The sequence below is a fragment of the Lignipirellula cremea genome (assembly GCF_056501455.1).
This window is the reverse complement of record NZ_CM151415.1, coordinates 1,571,221-1,591,302: the sequence shown is the minus strand read 5'-3', so window position 1 is coordinate 1,591,302 and position 20,082 is coordinate 1,571,221. Positions and strand designations below refer to the sequence as shown.

Genomic DNA, 20,082 nt, shown 5'->3' with positions numbered 1-20,082 from the left:
TGATTCGCAAGAGGCGTCGGTGGGAGTCGAACCCACGCATGACGGATTTGCAATCCGTTGCCTTAGCCACTTGGCTACGACGCCGTAACGATTCGTTCAAAAGTATTGGTTGTATCGGTTAGCTGCAAGGGGGATCGTGAGAGAAAATCGCCTTCGTCGCGACAAGTTCCTGCGAGCGTAAAGTTCGCTGAAGCAAGGACTTGAAGGGAGCGCGGACGCCCCCCGAAAGATCTCCGGTTCACTCAGATCAGGCGAGGACAGGCGGGCCGCCGCGCTCTTCTCTCTTTAGAGGCCTGAACGGACGGAGAGGATCGCTTCAGCGGCAGGATTTTCCGACCGCTCACGCAGCCGACTCGATGGATCCGTCGTCGTCGGCAGCGACGGTTTCCGGATTGGCGGCGGGGATGGAAAGTTCTCTCTCGCCAGCTTCGACGGCGACGATGGCGATGCCGTGACGCTCGGCGAAGGCGACCGTCTCGTCATAGTCGAGGAAGATCGTGCGGTCGGCCTCCACGGCCAGCGCCTTTCCGCCGGCCGCGCGGAGGGTCTCGATCGTACCGAGCCCGACGGTCGGAACGTCGAACCGCATGTCCTGCTGCGGCTTGGCCGTCTTCACGAGCGAGAACCCGCCCATCTTGCAGAGCTCGCCCGCGCGGCGGATGCAGGCGTCGGTCCCTTCGACCGCTTCGACGGCCAGGATCGTGCCGTGACGGACGGCGACGCTTTGGCCGATGTCATGTCCGCCGAGCGCTTTCGCGACGGTCCAGCCGAACTCGACGTCCTTCCGTTGAGCGTCGTTGAGACCCTTGCGGGTCAGGCAGCCGTACTTCACGAGCAGCTCCGGGGCGAAGCGGACCGCCGGCTCGAAGCGGATCTGCTTGCGAGCGAACGTTTCGATGACGGTCAGCAGGATCGTGTCGTCCTTCAGGTCGCGCGACTTCAACACGAAGTGCGGATAGAACGAGCGGATCGTCTCCCAGTCCGGGAGATGAAAGAGCCAGTGGCGGTGTTTGAAGATCTGCGTCTTGAAGAGCTTGCCCGCCATCGTGGCGCACGAGACGCCGCGCTGACGGAACCACCGCATTTGAGCGCCCAGCTTCGCGGGGCCCATTTCGACGTAGTCGTCGCAGAGCGTCCGCAGCTCGGTGTCGCAATGTCCGAAGATCCCGACGCAATAGACTTCGCAGCCGCGAGCCTTCAGCGCCTGCGCGACCACGATCGGGAAGCGCCCCCACCCGGCGATCAGGCCGACCCGGTCGCCCGGCCCCGGCAGTTCGGGTTCGGGCAATTCGCCGCGGGTCATGTCATGCGATGCGGACACGGAAGCGTTCGTCGAGAGGACGGCGGTCAGGCTCATGCCGCTTCGCGGGAGGAAGCAGCGACTTCGCACGCCTGCGCGGCCTGAAGTTCGCGAAGCAGACGCTTGAACTCTTTGCGCATCTCCGGCAGTCGCAGCGACGCGGCGAGCATCTGCATGTGCTCTCGCTCCGGACGCGCGGGCGATCCGACGTAGACGGCCTGGTCGGGAACGTCGGTCATCACGCCCGACTGGGCGCCGACGGTGACGCGATGCCCCAGATGAACGTGATCCTTGACGCCGGCCTGACCCGCCAGGACGACATAGTCGCCGGTCGAGGAGCTGCCCGCGATGCCGACCTGGGAGCAGATGATGTTCCCGCGTCCGATCCGGACGTTGTGGGCGATCTGCACCTGGTTATCGATTTTCGATCCCGCGCCGATCAGCGTCGAACCGTAGGTTCCGCGATCGACGGTCGAGCAGGCGCCGATCTCGACGTCGTCTTCGAGAACGACGTTGCCGAGCTGCGCAGAGAGAACGTGCTTGCCCTGCTTCGTGGAGTACCCGAAGCCGTACGCGCCGATCGAAGCGCCGGCGTGGATCAGGCATCGGGCGCCGACGACCGTCCCTTCGTACAGGACGACGTTCGGAAAGATTACCGTCTGCGGACCGACGTGACAATCGCCCAGCAGCACGACGTTCGGATGCAGGATCGCGTCATGCGCGATCTCGCAACGCGGACCGACGTAGACGCCCGGATGAATCTGTACGTTCGCGCCGATCGTCGCCGTCGGGTCGACATGCGCGGCGGGGCTGACGCCCGGACGCGGAAGCGGCCGCACGGGCGCGAAGGCGCCGTGAATCGCGGCGAACGCGGCATGGACGCTTTCGACCTCGATACAGGGCCGATCGTCGCAGACGACGCCGCGCGGGACGACGACCGCGGAAGCGGAGCAGGCCCGCAGTTCCAGCAGGCGCTTCGCGTCGTCAATGAACGTGATCTGTCCGGCGACCGCTTCGCGAAGCGTCGCCGCTCCGGTCACGGAGACGTTCGGATCGCCGAGGACTCGTCCGCTGACGAGCCGAGACAGTTCTTCCACCGTATAGGCGGGCATGGGATTCCTTTCCCAATAGCCGATTATCGCGACCGTCGCGGAGATTCCGACGACAGCCGACATCGACGGCGTCAGGCCGAAGGAGACGACGAGGCGCCGCTCGATTGGAAAAATTACACGACAGGCGTCCAAAGTTACAAGGCGAGAATTGAACGAGTCTTGTAGGGCAGGCGCCCCGCCTGCCATCGACGCTCGTTAGCGCTGCAAAGGCAGGCGGGGCGCCTGCCCTACAAGAGCCGGCCGGCGAATCGCCCTTGCGGCGCTAGCCATCGATCGCTATCTCCCTCGCACGCATTCTTTTTCGTGGGTAGAGGGAGAGTCTTCATGAATCGCTGGGCAATAGCCGTTCTGGCGATCGCCGTCGTCGGCTGTCAGCAGACGCAGCCGGCCGGCTCTCCCTACGCCGCGTTCCAGCCGACGCGTCTCGCCCCACCGACGACCGGCAGCTACGGCATGGCGAAGAGCGCGAGCGCCGCAGGCGTCGGAACCCCGGGAGGATCGACCGTCCCTCCGAGTTGGCCGACCGGCGCGGGAGCGACCGCACCCGCCGCAGCGGCGCCCGCCGGAACGCCTGCCGTCGGCGCCGGACTGGGCGGGTCGTCAGCCGTTCCTCCGACGCTTCCCCCGACTGGCAACGACGCCTACTACAACCCCGGCACTTCCTCCACGGCGAACGGATCGAGCGCCGCGGGCATCGCCGCGCAGCCGCTTCCCGCCGGCGCTCCCATGGCAGGCGTGAGCCCCAGCGGGTCGTTCGGCGTCGGCGGATCGTTCGCTTCGCCTGGCACGGCGTACGGATCGCCGGTGGCCGGCTTCTCTCCGCAGGGAGGCGTCGCCACCGTCGGTTACGACCAGCCGATCGCGAACCCGAATCTGCCCGCCGCCGGCACAGGCCAGCCGACCTACTACGGCGCCGCCGCGAGCGCCGCAGGAGCGAACGCCGCCCCGTACGGTCAGCCGACCTACGGCAGCGGCAATTACGGACAGCCTTCGACGAACGCCGCGGCGACGCAACCTTCGCTGCCGACCGCGAGCGGCGTTCCTTCGACGTGGACGGGCGGCGCTTCTTCGTCGACCTCGAGCGTCGACTCGCTGCAATGGCGCGCCCGTTAAGGCCGATGGCGCGCGGCGCTCTCCTGCATGGGCGCCGCGTTACCTAGTAGTTCGTCTATCGTTCTCTGTCAGGTTGATCGAAGCGTTTCGGGTGCCACTGGCTCCGCAAGTGCTGCATCTTGAAGGATCATCCAACACGAGCGATTCGGCCTCCGGAAAAGCGCTGGCGGAGCCAGTGGCACCCGGAGGAGAACATGACATTCAGCGATAGACGGATCGGTAGCCAGCTCATGCTCACTCTCGATCGACTGGCGCCGGTCGTGCGCTTCGGCGCTCAGCTATGGCGTTCGGACGCGAAGCTGATCGCAAGCATCGTCGAGCGGCAACGTCTCTGGACGGACGAACCCGACGAAACGCTCCGCCGCGAGATTCGCTCGCTGAAGTACCGCGCGGCGGGCGGCGCGAGCGCGCATTCGCTGATCGAGGAGACCTTCGCGCTCGTCCGCGAAGCGAGCCGACGACGTCTCGGCATGCAGCAGTTTCCCGTGCAGTTGCTCGGCGGAATCGGGCTCGTGCGGCGGACGATCGTCGAGATGCAGACGGGCGAGGGGAAGACCTTGGTCGCCGTCGCGCCGCTGGCGCTGGAGGCGCTCTACGGCAAGGGCGCTCATCTCGCGACGGCGAACGATTATCTCGCCGCACGCGACGCGGAAACGATGAAGCCCGTCTTCGAAACGCTGGGCCTGACGGTCGGCGTGATCGAAGGGGCGACCCCGCCGCGCTCTCGACGGCAGGCCTATCTCTGCGACGTCACCTACGGATCGGCGAAAGAATTCGGCTTCGACTTCCTACGCGATCGACTGGCGGAAGCGGGTTGTGCCCTGTGCGGCGCCGTCGCGAAGGGGGATCCGCTGGCGCAGGATGCCTGGACCGACGCTCAGCCGACGACGCAACGACCGCTCCATTCGATGCTGGTCGACGAGGCGGACAGTCTGCTCATCGACGATGCGCGAACGCCGCTGGTGATCAGCCTGCCTCCCTCCGAACGGACGCTCTCCCGCGAGGCTCTCTATCGCTGGGCAGCCGACGTCCGGCTCAGCTTCGCGGCGAAGGAGCACTACGAGATCGACGAAACGTCGGGCTCCGCGGCGCTGACATTCGCCGGACGACAGAAGGCGAGGACGCTTCCCTCGTCGCAGGAACTCTCCCGGTTCTCCGTCGCGGATCTCTACGAAGCGATCGAACGGGCGCTGTTCGTCGATCGGCGTTTTCTGCCGGAGAAGAGCTACGTCGTCCGCGACGGCGAACTGGTGATCGTCGACGAATCGACGGGCCGGCTCGCCGAGGGTCGGAAGTGGCAAGACGGGATTCAGCAGGCGATCGAAGCGCGCGACGGCCTTGAGATCAGCGCCCCGCTCGGCGCGGCGGCCCGCGTTTCGGTGCAGGATTTCTTCCTGCGCTACCCGCGACTGAGCGGCATGACTGGCACGGCGAGATCCGCCGCGGTCGAGCTTCGATCGATCTACAAGCTGCGCACGACGTCGCTCGCGCCGAATCGTCCGAATCGAAAGGTGGAGCTTCCGCCTCGCTGCTATGCGACGGAGCGCGAGAAGCTCGACGCGATCGCGGCGTCCGTTCAAGAGCTTCGCGAGCAGGGGCGTCCGGTCCTGGTCGGCGTCCGATCGATCGAGCTCTCGGAACGTCTGGCCGACTTGCTTACCGAACTCGGCATCGAATCCCGCACGATCAACGCGCGGCGCCTGGAAGAAGAGGCGGAGGTCGTCGCACAGGCAGGTCAGGCGGGACGCGTGACCGTGGCCACGAATATGGCAGGCCGCGGCACGGACATCCGTCTCGACGAACGGGCACACGCGGCGGGCGGACTGCACGTCCTGATCGCGGAGCGAAACGAATCGCCTCGCATCGATCGCCAACTGGTCGGACGTTGCGGGCGCCAGGGCGATCCCGGCTCGTACCAGTTCTTTCACTCGCTCCAGGACGAAGTGCTCGCCCTGGCGTTCGGACCGGCGAAGGCGGATCGCATCGCGGCGAAGCGGACCGTGCCGTCTCATTGGCCCGCCCTCTTCGCGAAGGCGCAGCGCCTGCTCGAACGACGCGGAACGCGCAATCGCAAGGAATTGCTCGCCGCCGAACGCTGGCGCGCCGAGACGCAGAAAGCGCTGGGCCAGGATCCGTTTCTGGATTTGTACTTTTGATAGAAGAGGAGCGTCGATGTCCGGTTCGAGCAAAGCGCCGTCAAGTCTCGGCGTCGTGACGATGCTGATCGCGGGGGTTTGCGCCGCCGGCCCGGCCGTCCACGCGCAGAGTCTCGAAGAGATTCGTCAGGCGGTTCGCCGCTCGCGCGAGGCAATCCAGTCGCTCGACGTACGAGTCGAGTACGTCGATCACGACCTCGCGGCACCGGAGAAGAAGGTAGAAGCCAAGCCTCGCGTGGAGCGGTTCGCCTTCAAGGGAGAGAACCGGCGGATCGAACAGTGGAACTTCGCTCCCGATCGGTCGCCCGCGAGTCACGACATTACGATCCTGGGATCGCACGGACATCAACGGATGACGGACGGCGCTCATAAGTCGTTCGGACGCCGCGAGACTTGTTTCGAGTTCGCGTTTTCGCTCGCTCAATACGGAAGCATCGTGCGATGGGCGGTTCCCGATCCCACGAACATCGATGAATTCCAGCGTCAGATGCTGACGCATCACGATCTGGAAGTCGTGCTCAGGAACCCGAAGTATCGGATCGCGAGTACTGAGGGGCGGTTCGTCACGCTACAGGGCGACCCCACTCCGCCGCGCGATACGGCGGAAAGAGTCGGACTTGCGATTCCCGCCGACGCTCCGATTCCGACGGAGATAATCGTTCTCGACGCTGAAATGAGCTTCGCAGTTCGATCATGGACGATTACGGCCGAAGAACTTCCAGGAAGTCTGTACGAACATCGCAACGAAGACTTCAAGGAAGTCGCGCCGGGAGTCTGGCTGCCGCAGCGTGGCGAAGACGAAGAGAAGAGCGAGACGCGACACGTGCTGACGAAATGGCGAGTCGTCGACCTGACCGTGAATGCGGTGGACGATCAGATCTTCGAGGAGCGACTTGCGCCTCACACTTCGTTCGTCGATCTCGACAACGGGCTACGACATCCGAAATCGCGCGGCTGTTGGCCTGAGAGCATCCTGGACGCACGCGAGAACCTCGCCAGATCGCGCGGTCCCGTCAATCCGACTCGATAACCCGTAGGGTGGGTCATTGACCCACCATGGCGCGGACCCTTCCTTCAAGCAGGTGGGTCAATGACCCACCCTACGAACTACGAGAAGCACGAACGCTCACCCGATCAGCATGCAGTCGCCGTAGCTGTAGAAGCGATAGCGCTCGGCGATGGCGGTCGCGTAGGCGGCTCGCATGCGAGCGGGTCCGCCGAAGGCGTAGACCAGCGCCAGCAGCGTGCTGCGGGGCAGGTGGAAGTTGGTCAGGATCGCGTCGCAGGCGCGGAACTCGTACGGCGGGCGGATGAAGAGGTTCGTCTCGCCCGACCACGCGGCCAGTGTTCCTGAAGCAGGTGTCCCCGATGCGGCAGCCGTTTCGAGCGTACGGACGCTGGTCGTGCCGACCGCGATGATCCGACCGCCAAGCGCGCGCGCGGCGTTCAGACGCTCGGCCGTCTCCGCCGTCAACTCCGCTCGTTCGAAGTGCATCGCATGTTCGGAAAGTCGCGGAGCCTCCACGGGTCGGAACGTGCCGACTCCGACGTGCAGCGTGACATGCTCGATCGCGACGCCCTGGCCGAGCAGCTCGGCCAGCAGGTTCTCCGTGAAGTGCAGACCCGCGGTCGGAGCGGCGACGGCGCCGTCGCGACGACCGTAGACGGTCTGGTAACGCTGCTCGTCGCCGGGCCCCATCTCCCCGCCGCGAATGTATCCCGGGAGCGGTACGCGCCCGACATCGGCCAGGATCTCCCACGCCGAACGGTCGCTGACCGGCAGGACGATCCACTCGCCCCGATCGCGGCGCTCGACGGTCTCCAGTTCGATCGCGTCTTCCGCCTGGCGATCGAACAGGACGATCCGCTCTCCCGCCGTCATTCTTCCGCGGGTCTTGGACAGAATCCGCCAGAAGCCGCCCGGGTCGGCTTCGAGGAACAGGCCCTGCCATTTCCCGCCGGTCGAGGCGCGGCGCCCCACCAGCCGCGCAGGAACGACGCGGGTGTCGTTCAGCACGATCGCGTCGCCCGGACGCACGTAGGTCGGAAGGTCGCGGACGTGTCGATGCGCGACGCTGCCGTCGCCTCGCGGAACGACCAGCATCCGGGCCGACGTCCGGTCCTCCAGCGGATGCTGCGCGATCAGTCGCGGCGGAAGATCGTAGTCGTAGGCGCGAACGTCGTCCCAGTCCTCGGCGGCATCCCGTGTCATCGGCCTATCGTCGTCAGCGGAAGGGTCGCGGTCGAACCGCGGGCGCTCATGCTACAATTCCGCCGAACTTCGACCAATGGCGGGAGACGCTGTCAGAGCGCCGAGCGCACCTTGCGGTTTGCGAACCGCATCGGAGTTCGCGTGTAGTACAGAGTCATTTCACGACGGATCGTCCGTTTCGGCGAACCGCATCGTCAGGGTGGCCCGGATTGCTCGTCAATCCGGGCGGCGTCAGCCGCACGAGGCCGTCAGCGGCGGTCGGAATCAAGATCCGCGGCCGGCCTTGGATCCTCTTGTCGAACTTCGTTCGACCCGGATTGCAAGCAATCCGGGCCACCCAGGCTCATGCGCGCGAACCGCAAGGCGCGCTCCGAGCTCCGATCGCCGGGAGATTCGACCGACGTGCCGCAGCCGATCCGCGTTCTCTTTCTCGCGACCGAACTCGGCTACGGCGGGGCGGAGAAGAACCTGACGCGGATCGCGACCGGGCTCGATCGCGATCGCTTCGAGCCCATCGTCTGTTCGATCGCCCCGCTGCCGCAAGAACGCCGCGAACTCGTGAAGCGGCTGGAGAGTTCGGGAGTCGCGGTCCATTCGCTGGAGGCGCCCGGGGCGTCGCACGTCTTCTCCGCGATGCGTCGGCTGAAGCGACTGCTCGACAAGTTGCGACCCGACGCGATGCAGACCTTCCTGTTTCATGCGAACGTCCTGGGCGCCTGGGCAGCGCGCGGAAGAGACGTGCAACTGGTCGCCGGTTATCGCGTGGCCGACCCGCGAGGGTGGCGGACGACGCTCGAACGACGTTCTCTCGAACGGGCCGATCGAGCGGTCTGCGTCAGCGAGTCGGTGCGGAAGTTCTACGTCGAGCGGCGACGCTTTCCGCCGGAGCGGTTGCTCGTGATTCCGAACGCCGTCGACGTTCCCGATCCCTGGACATCGGAGCGGCCCGCGGACTATCCCTCCGCCCCGGTCGATCGAATGCGCGCGATCTCCGTCGGCAGGCTCCATCCCCAGAAGGGCCTCGATCAGGGGATGCGATGGGTGGCGAAAGCGCTCGACATGGGCGCCAATCTCGACTGGACGATCGTCGGCGACGGTCCCGAACGTCGGCGCCTGGAACGACTCGCGAACGAACTCGGCGTCGCGGACCGCGTTCACTTCGTCGGCTGGCGGAGCGACGTCCCCGCATGGCTGGCGGCGAGCGATCTGTTCCTGCTCCCTTCGCGGTGGGAAGGGATGCCCAACGCTCTGCTGGAGGCGTTCGCGGCCGGACTCCCGGCCGTCGCCAGCGACGTTGAAGGAGTCGCCGAAACGCTGGGCGATGACGCAGCGAGCCAGATGGTCGCGGGCGACGATTACTTCGCGGCGAGCGCCAGAATCGCGGCGCTCGTTTCCGATGGAGATTTGCGAAGAAGACTGGGCGACGCGAATCGTCAGCGGATGATCGAGCGCTTCAGCCCTGCCGTCGTCGTCGAGCGCTATAGCCGGCTCTATCGGTCGCTCGCAGGCTCCTGATCGTAGCGCGAAGACATGCCGACGAGTTCTCCACGGAGCGAGGCTTCGCTCAGCTTCCGTAACCGTCGAAACTTACGATAGAGATTAGGGATTCTTCCGGTAAAAGCGCTTGCAAGGCCGGATGATCCCGTTAAGGTGTTGACAACTTGTCGAGACCAACAGGAAGCCGGAGCCACGGAAGCGCTTCGCGGAGGACGGGACTCGGCAGGATTGCAGGTTCGCCTGCAAGCCAGGCGACAAGGACATCGTCAGGTACAGAGACGGGACGGGAGCCGGGCGTGGAGGGCTCTTCCCCGTCGCGACAGATTGCGAGGCCGCGGCAGACATGGAACGTTCTGCCGCGGCCTCTTTTCGTTTCGCCCTGATCCAGAGCGCCGTGCACGCTACAGGTCCGTGCGACACGCACAAAGATCGGCAAGCTGACGGACGCTCCGCAGCGACGCGATTTCAGCGACAATGCGAGGTTCGACGAACTCCCTCGCCCTCTGAGCCCTTGCCCCCTGCGATGTCGGACGCCACCGTTCACGTTCCCGTCCTGATGGACGAGGTGCTCGCCGGCCTCGAGCCGCGTCCGGGCATGACGATCGTCGACGGAACGGCAGGCGGAGGAGGGCACGCCCGCGCGATCGCCGAGCGGATCGCTCCCGGCGGAAAGCTGATCGCCCTCGATCGCGATCCCGCGGCTGCCGAGCGACTGCGCACGACGCTGGCCGGACTGCCGGTCGAGGTCGTGCATGCGAACTACGCCGATCTGCCCGACCTGGCGGACGAACTTTCGCTTCCCCCGCTCGACGGCATTCTGCTCGACCTGGGTCTTTCGAGCGATCAGCTCGCGGACGAAGAGCGAGGGTTCAGCTATACCTCGGAGGGATCGCTGGACCTGCGGTTCGATCCCGAGGAAGGCGAGCCCGCGTGGCGCCTGATCGAGAAGATGCGGGAAGAGAACCTGGCGAACCTGATCTACGAATACGGCGAAGAACGCTTCAGCCGGCGCATCGCGCGGAAGATCGTCGAGACGCGCCGGCGTTCGCCGATCAAGACGCCGAAAGCGCTGGCGGACCTGGTCGCGTCCTGCGTCCCCCGCGCCCGTGTCGCGAAGGGGGACCGCCGTCCGATCCATCCGGCGACGCGAACCTTTCAGGCGCTCCGCATCGCCGTGAACCGCGAACTGGAATGGGTCGAGTTCGCGCTCGAGCGATTCCACGCGCTGCTGAAGCCGGGCGGACGCCTGGCCGTGATCAGCTTTCACTCGCTGGAAGATCGCCCGGTAAAAAACGCCTTCCGCGATCGCGATCGGTGGGAGAATCTCACCAAAAAACCGATCTCGCCGTCGGACCAGGAAATCGGTAGAAACCCGCGTTCGCGGAGCGCCAAGCTCCGTGTCGCCGCGCGTCGTTAGCGTTCGTCCGCTTGCCGGACGGACGGAAGCGTCTTCGCGCTGCGGGCTTCTTCCGATTACCGAACGGTATCGTCGTGCAGTCGCAAGGCAGACGATCGAGAGACGAACGCCCCCGCACGGGCGAACGGACGCGCACGAGCGAAAGAACTCGCGAACAGTTCGAGCCCCGGCGCTCTGGCGGGTGGACGACCGACGCGAAGATCTCGGCAGGCGTGCTCGGAGCGCTCGCGGCGCTCTGCGTTGCGGTCGTCGGCTGGCGCTTCGTGGAATCGAAGTACCTCGGCTCGACGCCGGTCGCAGGGGGCCCCGCTCCTCCGTCCGTCGCGGCTTCATCGACGACGCATCCTCCGGAAGCGATCTACGCGGTTCCGCAGATCGGTCGCGCGAACGACGACCCCTGGGCTCCTGCGCCGACCGGCGTCTCGACGGATGCTTCGTCGGTCGCGTCGACTCACGGTCTGCCTCGATCGCTCGACGGATCCCATTCGGCGCCGCCGCTTGCCGACGCAGGCCCCGCAGGCGTCGGTACGACGGGACGGCTTCCGCTTCCGCCGCAGGTCTCCGCGAGCGCTGGCTCGTACGAGGAGAACGGCCCAGCCGGCGACTACGGCGCGAGCTTCGCGACCGCAGCGTATGCAGACAAGGACGGCCCGACGGCGATCGAGATCCGCCCCGGCGACAGCTTCTGGCTGATCTCCGAGCGGGCGTACGGCACCGGCGCCTACTTCAAGGCGCTCTATCGTTTTCATGAATCGTCGATCGCGGAGCCCGATCGGCTGCCGGTCGGTCGGTCTCTGGAGATCCCTCCGGTGGCGACGTTAAGAGAACTCTTTCCCGAGGACGTACCGACCGACGCGTCGTCGACGGACGTCGCTCGTTTGCGCAGCTACCGGACGAAGCGTGGCGACACGGCTCTCTCGGTCGCCCAGACGCAGCTCGGCGACGCGAGTCGATGGACGGACGTCTTTCGACTCAACCAGCGTGCGGTCTCGGCGCCGGACGCGCCGCTGCCGGAGCACTACGAACTCAAGCTTCCGCCGGCGCCGATGATGGCCGCCGCGCCTGCGGAACGTCCTCGCTCGCTCCCGCCCGTCGGAGCGCCCTCGGTGCGTTAGCTTGTCGGGTCGCCCGCATCGGGCGTCTCGTCCGCCGTAGCGTCGGACTCCGGGGCCTTGGGCAGATGGGCGCTGCCATGCAGCGCTTCGAGGCCCAGTGCGATGCCGACGCCGAGCAGCAGCAGGGCGGTCAGCCGCACGCGATCGTGGTGATGGAACTGCACCTCGGGCAGTAGATCGCTGAGCGAGATGCACAGGAACACGCCCGACGAGAACGCGAGCGCAATGCCGATCAGCGGTCCCGCATACTCTTCGACCGCCTGAATGCCGACGAGAAAGGCGAACGCGCCGATGGGGCAGAGCACCGCGAAGAGCAGGTTGACCCCGTTCTGCGCCGCGTAGCTCCAGCGGTCGCGCTTCATCACCGAAGCGATCGACAGCGCGTCGAGCGGCTTGTGCAGAATGATCGCCAGGAAGGTCGCGAGGCCCGCGGGAAGATTCCAGCTTGAGGGGCCGCCCTCGATCAGGACGCTGGATCCGAGCGCCACGCCGTCGAGCAGCGTGTGAATCGCCAGACCGAGCGCGATGCCGAGCCAGGACCACCCAGGCCCGCCGAATCCATGGGCGTGCGCGTGCTCGCCATGGCCGTGTCCGTGGCCATGATGATGATGGCCGGCGTGATCGTGATCATGTTCGCAGGCGTAGGCGGTCGCGGGCGCTGACGCCGATTCGACCGCCTCATGAACGGACAGATGCGGATCGTGCGCCGGTCGCAGTTCGACGTTCGCCGGCTCGTGGTGATGAAAGTGGAACGCCCGCAGCAGCATGAACGTCGTCAGCAGGCCCGCCATCATCGCGACGCAGGCCCAGAAGGGGCTCCCCAGCGCTCCCACCGCATGCGGCAGCAGGTGAAACGAAGCGACCCCCAGCATCAGCCCCGCGATCAGGCTGATCAGCGACTGCATCCGCGCGTGCGTCAGCTCGATCCAGCGCGGAATCGTTCCGCCGACGACCGAGACGAAGAAGATCGCCAGCGAATAGGCGATAAGGAGCGGGACGACCATGAACGCGAGCCGGCCTCGAGAGAAAGGAGGGAATAGAGAGTAGAAAGTAGAGGAACGAAAGCAGTCGATATTTTCCGTCTACTTTCTACTTTGTCCCCTTCTCCTCTCTATTCGCCGAAGGCGAATCCGGGTCGTCGGAGAGAAACGTGTCGCCCGGCTTGAGCGGATAACCGTTCAGAAACTCCGCCGGCGTGAGCGATCGCTTTCCGGCAGGCTGAATCGAACGGATCGAGACCGTTCCCTCCCCCGTCCGCACGCGTATCCGCTCGCGATCCTCGTAAACGACCGCGCCTGGCTTCGGCGCTTCGACGCCGTCGTCCGGTTGCACGTCGTCAAGTCGCACGTCGTTCAGAATCGCCCGCAAGATTCGCCCGTCGGAGAGTCGCACCCAGGAAAAAACGCCCGGCCAGGGCTGAAAGGCGCGAAACTGACGCTCGATTTCGGCCGCGCTTCGCGACCAGTCGATGCGACCGTCCTCGCGTTTCAGACGAGGCGCCTTGGTGGAAAGCGACTGGTCTTGCAGTTCGCCGATCGGCGAATCGCCGTCCCACGTCTCGAGCATCGCCAGCGCCTGGTCGACCGCGGCTGGCCCCAGGAAAGAGAGGCGCTGCTCCAGTCGGTCGGCCGTCTCGCGCGGCGCGATCGGACGCTTCTCGACGACCAGCATCGGCCCGCCGTCGAGCTTCGGCGTCATGTGAATGACCGTGACGCCGGTGATCTCGTCCCCGCGATAGATGGCCCACTGCACGGGCGCCGATCCGCGATGCCGCGGCAGCAGCGAGCCGTGGAGATTGATGCCCCCCTTCTTCGCGAGCGAGAGCGTCTCCGACGACAGAATCTGCCCGTAGTCGCAGACGACGAAGAGGTCGACATCGAGCTGCTTTAATATCTCCTGAGCCTCGGGCGAGTTGATCGAAGCGGGGCGATAGAGCGGTACGTCGCGCTCCTTCGCGAGCAGCGCGATCGGACTTTCCGGCGGCGCCTTTTTGCCGACGACGGGACGCTCCGGCTGGCAGAACGCCGCGACGACCTCATGCGGCCCGTCCAGCAGGTGCGCGAACGTCGGCGCCGCGAACGGCCCCGTTCCCATCATCGCGAGCTTCAAGAGTCGCCTCTGCATTTTTGTAGGGCTGACGCCCTCGCCTGCCAGGAACCGTGTACCCGCAGCGATGGCAGGCGAGGGCGCCAGCCCTACGGAAGAGCGCCGAACCGCTCAGCAGTACTTCGCTTCCCACTCCGCCCACTTCGCGGCGAGTTCCGCATCGGACGGAATGCCGCCGGTCGCACGGAGATTCTGGAATTCCCAGCGGAACTCGTCGAGTTCCGGATCGACGGTCATCCTTCCCGCTTCGGACATCCGTTCGACGAACAGCGTTCCGTCGAGATGATCCAGTTCATGCTGGACCACGCGCGCCATCATGCCCGAGAGGCTGGCCGTGATTTCGTTTCCCTGAAGGTCGTACGCCTGGATGTCGACCTCCTTCGGTCGCTTCACCTGGCCGTAGACGCTGGGGATGCTCAGGCATCCTTCTTCAGCCTCGGCCGTGCCGTGAGGGCGCGTGATGACCGGGTTGATGAAGACCAGTTCCTGGCCTTTGGCCGGGTCGCCTTCGGTATTAACGATGAACAGTCGCAGAGGGAGGTCGACCTGATTCGCGGCCAGGCCGATCCCCTTGGCCTTGTACATCAGGTCGAACATCTCGCGGACGAGTCCCCGCAGATCGTCGTCGACGCGTCGCAGCGGCTTCGAAGGACGCTTCAGAATCGGGTGCGGATAATGGACGATCTTCAACATCGGGCTTCGGCGGGGCGGCGGACTCGGCAAGGCGAACGGGCCATTATATCGAGGGCCCGCTTCCACGTAACGAAGGCGGACCCGGACTCGCCGGATCGAGTCCTGCAGTCTTGTGGGTCAGGCATTGCCTGACGGCTACTTCGGACAAGTCTGCGCTGCGGCGTTCATCGTCCCACGACCCGAGACCGTCGCGCGGAACGCTTCTTCCGCGTCGTCTGGCAATGCCTGACCTACCCCCACGCAACGCGATCAGCGATGCGAGGCCATGACGGCGGGCGACGGCGTTTCGACGCGCCAATCGACCAGATGCAGGTCGACCGTCACGCGTCCGCGGAATTCGTTCAGCGAAGGGCGATAGACGATCGAGAACTCCCCCGCCTCCTTGAGCGGCTGCAGCCAGTCGGCTTTGCCGAAGGCGATCGCTCGCTGCCGGATGCCGTCCTGCACCAGCAAGGCGGAGAGGTGATTCTCTCCCTTGCCGATCAGCCGGGGATCCTCGGCCAGTCGCACGCCGCGGGAACAGAAGAGCGGGCGAGGATTCCCTTCGCCGAACGGGGCCAGGGAATCGATCGCACGAATCGTCGGAACGTCGAGCTGCGCGAGGCAGGCTTCGACCTCGACTTCCAGATCGCCGCCGGCGCCCGAGCCGTCGCGACATCCGGCGACGTACTCGAAAAACGCCTGGCGAAAGGCGTCGACGCACGACTCTTTAATCTGAAAGCCCGCCGCGGCGGCGTGACCGCCGTGTCCGGCGAGATGCTCCGTGCAGGCAAGCAGCGCCTGATGGAGCGCCACGTCGGGCACCGTCCGCCCCGAGCCCTGTCCCGGCTTCACGCCCAGCGGATCGAGCGCGATCAGAAGCGTCGGTCGACCGTAACGCTCGGCCAGCTTCGCCGCGACGATGCCGATCACGCCGGGGTGCCATTCCGGATCCGCCAGCACGATCGCCGGATCGTTCTCCGGATCGAAAGAAGCCTTGAGTTGTTTCGTCGCCGAGAGGTGGACGCGGCGTTCGAGCGTCTCGCGCTGGCGATTGAAGTCGTCGAGGCACGAGGCGAGTTCCGCCGCGCGGTCGGGCGAATCGGTCGCCAGCAGTTCCACCCCCAGCAGCGCCTGTCCGAGACGACCCGCCGCATTGAGCCGCGGCGCGAGCATGAAGGCGACGTCCTCGCTTTGCAGGGCGCTCTTGTCGCAAAGTTTCGTCACCCGCATCAGCGCCTCCAGGCCGACGCCGGGATGATGCTTCAGGCTGGTCAGTCCGTGCCGCACGAGCGTCCGGTTTTCGCCGACGAGCGGCATGCAGTCGGCGATCGTGCCGAGCGCCGCCATCCCGAGCGCCTGGAGCAGGAACGTTCGGAGCTCGGGCGATACCTTTTTGGCCTTCGATCGTTCCTGACAGAGCGCCCAGCAGAGCTTGAACGCGACCGCCGCGCCGCACAGATGGGCGACCGCGGGATCGGCTCCAGGCAGCCGCGGATGGACGATCGCATCGACGTCGGGCAGCTCGGCGCCCGGTTCGTGGTGGTCGGTGACGACCAGACCGACGCCCAGTTCCTTCGCCCGACGAGCCTCCGTCAAGCTGTTGATGCCGCAGTCGACGGTGACGATCAGGCGCACGCCCTTCGCCGCCAGCTTCTCGATCGCCTCGGAATTGAGCCCGTATCCGTCGTCGAGCCGACTGGGAACGTGATACCGGGCCTCGGCGCCGAGCTTTTTCAGACACGCGAACAGCATCGCGGCCGCGGTCATGCCGTCGGCGTCGTAGTCGCCGTAAACGGCGATTCGCTCGCCCGCATCGACCGATCGCATGATGCGTTCGACGGCCTGCGTTATGCCCGGGAGCGACTCCGGCTCCCGCAGGTCGGCCATCTTCGGCTCGAGGAACGCGCGAACTTCCTCAGGCGACGAGATCTGCCGAGCGAGCAGAATCTGAGCGACGAGCGGGGAAACGCGGGCCGCCCGTTCCAGAGCGGCGATGCGTGCCGCGTCATGGGCGGCGACTCTCCAGCGAAGCGCCGCCAACAGCCGTTCCTCTCCGGCGAACGAAGCAATCCGTCAAGCAGCGGCAGTCCGCTGCGGCGCTCCGCCACTCAGGCCGGCAGGCGCGATCGGGACGAACCTGTCCAGTCGGACAGGCCGAACGTCGCCGAGATTACTTCTTCTTCTCGACGTGAAGCGTGTGCTTCCGCAGGCGGGGGCAGTACTTGGAGAGACGGAGCTTCTCTCCGCCCGACTTCCGCCGGATCGTGTAGTTGTAGTCGCCCGTCTCCTCGCAGACGAGGAACACGACTTCGACCTTTTTCTTGCTCTTGGCCATTTTACTGCACGTCGCTCGCCGGTCGGCAATTGCACGCTACCCCTGGCCGATCCGCACTGGGGGCCGGTCCTGAGGCAGTCTTCCGAACGTCACGGGAAAGCCGCGTAGTATACTGCCCCCGGCGAGAGACCGGCAAGACGCTCTCCCGGCGAAAATCGGGGCGCCTCGCTTCTTTATTTTTCCCGGCTCGCGGGGTTTAATAATGCGACCGAACTATCGTCGGTCGAAAGAGTTGAGGGCCGGTCCGCACGCCGGTCCCCGAGGATGCAGCGATCGGCGACGCTGGGGCCGGGCGCCCCCCGAAAGCGCTCGTTACCATTGTCGTGAGTACGTTGCCGCTAGTCCGTTCGTTTCTCTCGCGACGCGTTCGCGTCGCGAGAGTCCCTCGTCGATCGCCGGGAAGCCGCCGACGAGTCTTATCTAAACGTCGTTTCTACGACGGTCGGGGAGCCGACGACCTATGGCCAATTTCGATCCGCGGAACGCCGCTCCGATGAGCGATCCCCTCCACGTCCAGGATGAAGGAGGCGCCGATCCGGGCGCTTCGTACGTCCCCGAAGAGGACAAGCGGGGGATGGGACGCTTCATCTTTTTCAACGCCGTCCCGAGCTGGATCGTCAGCCTCGTCTTTCACTTCTTCCTGCTCATTGCGCTCGCGCTGATCGGATCGCCAGAGCCTCGCTCGGAAGACGTGCGCGAGATCATCGTGCAGCGACCGGAAGAGGAAGAGGTCGAGGAGTTGCAGGATATCGAAATTCCGCTGCAGCTCGAGGAAGTCAAAGAGCTGGAAAACATGGAGCAGGCGCTGGAGATCGCCGCTGTCACGAACCCGACGCTCGATCCGATCGAGATCACGAACACCGACATGCTGGACGCGGGCAACATCGAGCAGGACCTGCTCGATTTCTCCGACAACACCGTCGACGCCAGCATGCTGTACCAGGGCGTCGGAATCGGCGGAACGGGCCTCGGCGGCGGACGCAGCAACGCCAAAGTCAAAGGGAACATGCTCAAGGAGGGGGGCGGTTCCGACGCGACGGAGCGTGCGGTCGGTCTGGCCCTCAAGTGGCTCGCCGCGCATCAGCTTCCCGACGGCGGGTGGAACTTCGATCACACCCAGGGCCCCGGCGTCCGGACGTCCTCGGACCCTGGCAACCTGACCACGGCGCGTAACGGCGCCACCGCGATGGCGCTGCTGCCGTTCCTCGGCGCCGGCATGACGCATCGCGAAGGCGAATACAAAGAGACCGTCGGACGCGGCCTGCAGTTCCTGCTCCAGAACGGCAAGTTCCGCGGCAACGCCCTGTCGTACCACGAAGGGGGCGGCAGCATGTACTCGCACGGTCTCGCGGCGATCTGCCTCTGCGAAGCCTATGCGATGACGCAGGACAAGGAACTGGCCAAGCCGGCCCAACTGGCGCTGAACTTCATCGTCACCGCCCAGGACCCGGTCGGCGGCGGCTGGCGCTATCAGCCCCGTCAGCCCGGCGACACCTCCGCCGTCGGCTGGCAGATCATGGCGCTCAAGTCGGGTCACCTCGGCTACCTCGAAGTGCCGGAGCCGACGATTCGCGGAGCGATCAAGTTCCTTGACGGCGTCTCGGCGGAATCGGGCGCCTATTACGGATACACCGATCCCGGCAAAGCTCCCGGAACGACGAGCATCGGCTTGCTCTGCCGCATGTACCTCGGCTGGAAGAAAGACAACCCGGCTCTGATGCGCGGCGTCAAGTTCCTCTCCGATACGGGCCCGATCATCGACGCCAAGGCCCAGAACGGGAACATGTACTACAACTACTACGCCACGCAGGTTCTGCGGCAGTACGGCGGTCCCGAGTGGGACAAGTGGAACGCCCGGATGAGCAAGGCGCTCGTCGACGGTCAGGGGCAGACCGGACCGGAAGCGGGCAGCTGGTTCGTCGCCGGCGAACATGGCAGCGAACGCGGCGGGCGACTCTACTCGACGGCCCTCGCGACGATGATTCTCGAGGTCTACTACCGCCACATGCCGATTTACAAGTCGCAGGCCGCGGAGCAGGACTTCGCGCTGTAGAGCCCCCGAATCCTGCAGACCGCTGATCGACTCGCGAGCCGCGTCTCCCCGACGCGGCTCGCGTCGTTAAGACAGATTGCCGTCAGGTTCGATCGCGGTCGGGCGGTCGCTTCGGGAGGCGAACCCAACCATGCGTGAGCCCCCTGCCGACGATTCGACCTGTCCCGTCATTCCGGTGATCGATCTGCTCGACGGACGGGCAGTGCGGGCCGTGCGAGGAAATCGAAGCGAGTACCAGCCGCTCGAAAGCGTCCTCGTGCGAGGGCGCCATCCCCTCGAAATCGCGGCCGAACTCTTCGAACGCTTCGGTTTCGACGAGATCTATGCGGCCGACTTGGACGCGTTGCAGGAACGGGCGCCGCACTTCGACCTCCTGCGCCGCATTACGGATTTGCCCGTCAGGGTACTGCTCGACCTAGGGATCGGCGCGCCCGAGCACGTCGAGCGAGCGAGGCGGGAACTGCCTGCGTCGAGGTTCCGCTTCGTACTCGCGACTGAAACGTCGCCGGACGTCGAAACGTTCTGCGAATGCCTGGCGGCGTTCGATTCGCCCGAACGCGTCGTCCTGGGACTCGACTACCTTCGCGGACGCTTCCGCACGAAGCAGGGTTCTGTCGCTTCGGCGTCAGCCGGCGCAGCGGCGCCGGACGATTGGATCAGCGCGGCTCAGACGGCGAACGTCGACTCGGTCGTCGCGCTCGATCTGGACCAGGTCGGCAGCGACCGGGGGTTCGCCTGGCCCGCCGGCCTGGAAGGGTCGAAGCCCTTCTTTGACTTCCGGCGCAAGATCTCGGGCGGCGGCATACGCTCGCGGGAAGATCTGGTCGCCGCACGGAAAGCAGGCTGCGACGCGGTCCTCGTCGGATCGGCGCTGCATGACGGACGCATCGTTCCGTCGTAAGGCATCATCGCGCCTTGAAAAGACAGAGGCGCTGCCGAGCCCGGCTCGCCTTACGTCGCGACCGGAAGCGTTGAACGCCGCGCGCCCGCA

Annotated in this window: 16 protein-coding genes and 1 tRNA gene; 8 read left to right on the top strand and 9 right to left on the bottom strand. The window is 65.8% G+C overall.

Features of this window, described 5'->3' with window-relative positions; translation table 11 throughout:
- Window positions 1-11 precede the first annotated feature (11 nt).
- From SH602x_RS06215 to lpxD, 3 genes are all read right to left on the bottom strand, one after another.
- Window positions 12-84 (bottom strand) — tRNA-Cys (locus SH602x_RS06215).
- A 256-nt stretch (window positions 85-340) separates the two neighbouring features.
- Complete coding sequence (locus tag SH602x_RS06210) at window positions 341-1,321, bottom strand: LpxI family protein (RefSeq protein ID WP_479475957.1); 981 nt, start codon at window positions 1,319-1,321, stop codon at window positions 341-343.
- Between the two features lie 32 nt (window positions 1,322-1,353).
- Window positions 1,354-2,412 (bottom strand): UDP-3-O-(3-hydroxymyristoyl)glucosamine N-acyltransferase, encoded by a 1,059-nt coding sequence (lpxD, locus tag SH602x_RS06205; protein ID WP_479475956.1) that lies wholly within the window; start codon window positions 2,410-2,412, stop codon window positions 1,354-1,356.
- Window positions 2,413-2,736: 324 nt separating this feature from the next.
- On the opposite strand from lpxD, the gene SH602x_RS06200 reads away from it, so the two are divergent.
- The 3 genes from SH602x_RS06200 to SH602x_RS06190 all read left to right on the top strand — a co-directional run bounded on the left by SH602x_RS06200 (window position 2,737) and on the right by SH602x_RS06190 (window position 6,711).
- Window positions 2,737-3,525, top strand: a complete 789-nt coding sequence (locus SH602x_RS06200) for a hypothetical protein (protein ID WP_479475955.1) — start codon at window positions 2,737-2,739, stop codon at window positions 3,523-3,525.
- 230 nt (window positions 3,526-3,755) lie between these two features.
- On the top strand, window positions 3,756-5,681 hold the full coding sequence (locus tag SH602x_RS06195; RefSeq protein WP_479475954.1) for a preprotein translocase subunit SecA: 1,926 nt from the start codon (window positions 3,756-3,758) through the stop codon (window positions 5,679-5,681).
- Window positions 5,682-5,697: 16 nt separating this feature from the next.
- Window positions 5,698-6,711: a hypothetical protein gene (locus SH602x_RS06190; RefSeq protein WP_479475953.1), complete on the top strand. Its 1,014-nt coding sequence runs from the start codon at window positions 5,698-5,700 to the stop codon at window positions 6,709-6,711.
- Between the two features lie 96 nt (window positions 6,712-6,807).
- Here SH602x_RS06190 and queA read toward each other — a convergent pair whose 3' ends face one another.
- Window positions 6,808-7,893 carry a tRNA preQ1(34) S-adenosylmethionine ribosyltransferase-isomerase QueA gene (queA, locus tag SH602x_RS06185; protein ID WP_479475952.1) on the bottom strand — a complete coding sequence of 362 codons (1,086 nt, stop codon included), beginning with the start codon at window positions 7,891-7,893 and terminating at the stop codon, window positions 6,808-6,810.
- Between the two features lie 402 nt (window positions 7,894-8,295).
- Between queA and SH602x_RS06180 the strand changes: the two genes are divergently transcribed.
- The 3 genes from SH602x_RS06180 (at window position 8,296) to SH602x_RS06170 (ending at window position 11,922) form a co-directional block, all read left to right on the top strand.
- Window positions 8,296-9,408 carry a glycosyltransferase gene (locus SH602x_RS06180; protein ID WP_479475951.1) on the top strand — a complete coding sequence of 371 codons (1,113 nt, stop codon included), beginning with the start codon at window positions 8,296-8,298 and terminating at the stop codon, window positions 9,406-9,408.
- Window positions 9,409-9,913: 505 nt separating this feature from the next.
- Window positions 9,914-10,807, top strand: a complete 894-nt coding sequence (gene rsmH, locus SH602x_RS06175; protein ID WP_479475950.1) for a 16S rRNA (cytosine(1402)-N(4))-methyltransferase RsmH — start codon at window positions 9,914-9,916, stop codon at window positions 10,805-10,807.
- 74 nt (window positions 10,808-10,881) lie between these two features.
- Window positions 10,882-11,922 carry a LysM peptidoglycan-binding domain-containing protein gene (locus tag SH602x_RS06170; protein ID WP_479475949.1) on the top strand — a complete coding sequence of 347 codons (1,041 nt, stop codon included), beginning with the start codon at window positions 10,882-10,884 and terminating at the stop codon, window positions 11,920-11,922.
- Here the strand turns inward: SH602x_RS06170 and SH602x_RS06165 are convergent.
- The 5 genes from SH602x_RS06165 to rpmG all read right to left on the bottom strand — a co-directional run bounded on the left by SH602x_RS06165 (window position 11,919) and on the right by rpmG (window position 17,038).
- Window positions 11,919-12,926 carry a ZIP family metal transporter gene (locus SH602x_RS06165; protein WP_479469247.1) on the bottom strand — a complete coding sequence of 336 codons (1,008 nt, stop codon included), beginning with the start codon at window positions 12,924-12,926 and terminating at the stop codon, window positions 11,919-11,921. The two genes, SH602x_RS06170 and SH602x_RS06165, sit on opposite strands and share 4 nt — an antisense overlap.
- 85 nt (window positions 12,927-13,011) lie before the next feature.
- Complete coding sequence (fmt, locus tag SH602x_RS06160; RefSeq protein ID WP_479475948.1) at window positions 13,012-14,031, bottom strand: methionyl-tRNA formyltransferase; 1,020 nt, start codon at window positions 14,029-14,031, stop codon at window positions 13,012-13,014.
- A gap of 108 nt (window positions 14,032-14,139) precedes the next feature.
- The gene (gene def, locus SH602x_RS06155) at window positions 14,140-14,721 is read right to left on the bottom strand and encodes a peptide deformylase (protein ID WP_479475947.1); all 582 of its coding nucleotides are present in this window, start codon (window positions 14,719-14,721) and stop codon (window positions 14,140-14,142) included.
- A 249-nt stretch (window positions 14,722-14,970) separates the two neighbouring features.
- Window positions 14,971-16,743: a single-stranded-DNA-specific exonuclease RecJ gene (gene recJ, locus SH602x_RS06150; RefSeq protein ID WP_479475946.1), complete on the bottom strand. Its 1,773-nt coding sequence runs from the start codon at window positions 16,741-16,743 to the stop codon at window positions 14,971-14,973.
- A 130-nt stretch (window positions 16,744-16,873) separates the two neighbouring features.
- The gene (gene rpmG, locus SH602x_RS06145; RefSeq protein ID WP_479469325.1) at window positions 16,874-17,038 is read right to left on the bottom strand and encodes a 50S ribosomal protein L33; all 165 of its coding nucleotides are present in this window, start codon (window positions 17,036-17,038) and stop codon (window positions 16,874-16,876) included.
- Window positions 17,039-17,531: 493 nt separating this feature from the next.
- Here rpmG and SH602x_RS06140 point away from each other — a divergent pair, with 493 nt between their 5' ends.
- Window positions 17,532-19,091, top strand: a complete 1,560-nt coding sequence (locus SH602x_RS06140) for a prenyltransferase/squalene oxidase repeat-containing protein (protein ID WP_479475945.1) — start codon at window positions 17,532-17,534, stop codon at window positions 19,089-19,091.
- A 130-nt stretch (window positions 19,092-19,221) separates the two neighbouring features.
- A complete protein-coding gene (locus SH602x_RS06135; RefSeq protein ID WP_479475944.1) occupies window positions 19,222-19,992 on the top strand; it encodes a HisA/HisF-related TIM barrel protein in 771 nt (256 codons plus the stop codon).
- Window positions 19,993-20,082: the final 90 nt, after the last annotated feature.